Annotated in this window: 1 protein-coding gene; it reads left to right on the top strand. The window is 29.5% G+C overall.

Features of this window, described 5'->3' with window-relative positions:
- Positions 1-224 precede the first annotated feature (224 nt).
- Positions 225-1220 carry an IS110 family transposase gene (locus HX049_RS18350; RefSeq protein WP_286417824.1) on the top strand — a complete coding sequence of 332 codons (996 nt, stop codon included), beginning with the start codon at positions 225-227 and terminating at the stop codon, positions 1218-1220.
- Positions 1221-1361 lie beyond the last annotated feature (141 nt).

The following is a 1361-nucleotide window of genomic DNA, read 5'->3' on the forward strand; positions in this document are numbered from 1 at the left end:
TACCTTTAGATTTGTTGAATAAGAAAATGATAATTTTATAGAAGTATAATAAAGCAACCAAATCAACAGAGTGAACCAAACAGTTTACAAAGTTAATGACTTAAGAACTGAGTAGGACTTTGTTGATTCTACTAAAAGGTATCAGACTAGTAATTAAGATGTAAGGATCTAGTATTAAGGTTTAGATGATATTTAGTAATAGGCTGCCTTAAATAATTATCATTATGGACAAATTTACACAATTTATCGGAATCGACATTTCAAAAGAATATTTTGATGCATCAATTTATGTAGAAGTAAGCAATTATAAGCACAACCAGTTTGCTAATACCAAGAAAGGTGTTTTAGAATTTATAAAATGGATGAAAGGTGAAGGTTGTTCTATTGATAATACATTGATCTGTATGGAACATACAGGGATTTATAAGAACATTTTAGTTAGAGAGTTACAAGTTAAAAACTGTAATATTTGGGTAGAGATGGCTTACAAGATTATTAGAAGTAGTGGAATACAAAGAGGTAAAAATGATAAGGTAGATTCAGCAAGAATAGCATTATATGCTAAAAAAAATCAAGAAGAGGCAGCTTTGTTTAAAGCTTCTGATCAAGTAATAGATAAGATGCAAGCATTATTAGGACAACGCGAAATGAGTATAGTTCATAAAACAGCAATGAATGTAAGAACAAATGAATTAAAGGACTTTAATGCTGAGTTGTATAAAACACTATGTGCTAATGAAAAAGCTTCATTAAAAGCCTTAGAAGAGATGATTAAGTCAATAGATGATCAATTAGATATTCTTTTAAAAGAGAATCAAGAAATTAAAGAGATCTATGATTGTGTAACATCTGTAGTTGGTATAGGTCCTATTACAGCTATGTTCTTAATCTGTTATACTAATAGATTTACCTCATTTGATGAAGCTAGACAATTAGCATCATATTGTGGAGTAGTTCCTTTCGAGTACACCTCAGGTAAGTGTGTAAAAGGAAGGCCTAAAGTACACTTCATGTCAAATAAGAAGCTTAAAAAGCTTTTACATATGTGTGCATTATCGAGCATTAGGCATGATCCTGAGATAAAGAGTTATTATGAGAGAAAAGTGGGGGACGGAAAACACAAAATGCTTGTGTTAAACAATGTAAGAAACAAATTAGTACAACGTATATGTGCATGCGTGAAAGACAAAAAAATGTATGTAATGAAACAAGTAGCTTAATCAAAAGCTATACATAACGGATATAAATATAGAGGATAATATACATTATTCCAGGTATGTCTATGTCTTAGATTATTGAATTATTATCAGAAAAACGAAATAAATATTATGAATTATTATTTGCTTTTATCATAGTAATCA

Origin of the sequence: Myroides odoratimimus (genome assembly GCF_030326305.1) — a bacterium.
Lineage (GTDB): Bacteria > Bacteroidota > Bacteroidia > Flavobacteriales > Flavobacteriaceae > Flavobacterium > Flavobacterium odoratimimum_A.